The sequence below is a fragment of the Paenibacillus sp. P4_A7 genome, assembly GCF_056402455.1.
The window spans coordinates 1-2,152 of record NZ_JBFUHJ010000672.1 but is presented as its reverse complement, the minus strand read 5'-3'; the positions used below and the strand labels follow the sequence as shown (position 1 = coordinate 2,152).

Genomic DNA, 2,152 nt, shown 5'->3' with positions numbered 1-2,152 from the left:
CCTTATAACTTGGATGCCAGTTTGTTGTTTGTTTGGATTTACACAAGAGGTTAAGCCACTTTTATATTTAGTCAGTTTATATAACTAATACGATCACGTCACACAAAGACGATACCGTTAAAACCTCTTACAATTAGCTATGTAATGATTAACATTTCAAAATCTATTCAGCTCTAACATACATCAATATCGTCGCGAATTAATGAAACAAGAACTTTTTTAGAGAATTTTTGTTTTTATTGAGTCGTTTCTATAGATGATTTTGGTGTAGAGATTCAATAAATAAGTAAGGAGGTCATTGCATTGATCAAAACAAAAAAACGCTGAGTGTTGTCATCGCCCTATTTTTCGCTCTCACGGTTATCCTCTCAGGCTGTGGGGATTCCAATTCTGCAGCAACCGTTACACCTGATTCTACACCTGAGGTGATAAAAATGAAGTTCAAACGGTTACCCCAGATTCAAAGGAAGAATTGCCGCTAGTAGAGCTTACATACTATTTTCCGCTTGGGAATTTGGATATATGGGCAACTCGTTTTTGTCGGATGGGGATCCTAAAGGCAGAGAAATAGACAATAAATTTATTGAAATGCGGGTCGATTTAAATAAAAACGCAACACCTTCAAATGCATTAGGCTTTGTATTCGATTTCACAGCGGTTAAGTCTGAAAAAGCAAACACAGACGCTATTATAGACGAACTTTATTATTCGATAGCTACAGGATCAATAGATCCAAATAAGTACTTGCCTAATTTATTGATAGATTAAAAGAGGCAGGTGCAGATAAGATCATCGCTGAGAAGCAAAAGCAATTGGATGCTTGGAAAGTAGATAAGAAGTGAATTAGCCGAAGAGTCTAATTCCATTGTGGAATTGGGCTCTTTTTTGTTGGTTTGCAAGAGTGGAAGGCTGAGTGGACTGAGGATCCGCTATTTACTGAAAATGTAGCGTTGTATCTAAAAACAAATCATGTTATAAATGTAATGTTTAGGACGGTATTGACGAAAAAAATACAATTCAAATATTGAAGCTAAGGGGGATGTCTTTAGAGATTTCTGGAGATCGGAACTTCAGGCTGCAGTTAAAAGTAAAGGAGGAAAAAAAGTAATGGTTCATAAAAGTAAGGAATCCACTAATGCACCGTTTATTAACTCATGGCTGATATCTGGTCCTTTCAAGTCGGCTATAGTAGAGGGGGCCGCTGCGATAACGCCGACAATCGGCCAGCCGTTAAGCCTTGGAGACGAAAGCCAAGCATGGGAATATTTTGACGACCGATTATATAACCGGAACTACGACGATTACCAGGATTTATACGGCTATTATACGGTGAAGAAAGGCATGGATACACAGAACAAATATGTATACGCTCACACCTATGTATACAGTCCGGCAGCGCAGCAAGCGTATTTCAATGTCGGTGCCAGCGGTTCGTATAGGCTGTATGTCAACGACATGTGCGTTACCGAACCGACCACGCCGGTGGAAGTTCATAAGGATTTGTCCAAACAGGCCATCCAGTTGATGCAGGGATGGAATAAGCTGATGATTCAAATCGAGCATACCTATACTGAAGATGTAAACGCAAACAATGTTCCGATAGGGCAAGATCAGAATGTCGCCTATCTTGGATTTTACGGGAGAGTCGCGGACGCTAACGGCAATAAGCTGGATGGTCTTGTGCATTCCGTAAAAGGCGATTCCGATGCATTCGAAATCGTGACCCAAGGTCTGTCGACCGACGATGCGTTTCAAACTCCAAAGCCAACCAACAATATGCCGATTGGCTACAAAGAATGGCCATATGTATGGAATAAATCTACATCGGCTAACAAATTCGGAGTTGCCGCTTCGGCCTTCCAATTTATGGCTAGCGGGGGCGCGCCAAGTTATACTTGGGAAATCATTGATGGTGAATTGCCTGATGGCTTGGAATTAAAGACGGACGGCACCTTTGCTGATGGATTAGAGAACGGAAATGTCAATCTAAACAGCGGAAAAGGCATTATAAGCATCAATTGTGCACCGGGAGAATACTCATTCGTTGTACAAGTAACCGACAGCAATGGAGATTTAGCGGTAAAGGACTTTACGATCACAGTTAAAGAGCGTCCGAATAAATGGTTCGAAGAAGGACGGGTAGGCGCAATAG

General features: G+C 41.0%; 1 protein-coding gene and 1 pseudogene. Both read left to right on the top strand.

The window, feature by feature from the left end:
- Positions 1 to 522 precede the first annotated feature (522 nt).
- Positions 523 to 842 (top strand): annotated as a pseudogene (locus AC1DWN_RS32755) (DUF3502 domain-containing protein).
- Between the two features lie 265 nt (positions 843 to 1,107).
- A partial coding sequence (locus tag AC1DWN_RS32750) for an Ig domain-containing protein (RefSeq protein WP_477563017.1) occupies positions 1,108 to 2,152 on the top strand: 1,045 nt, incomplete at its 3' end.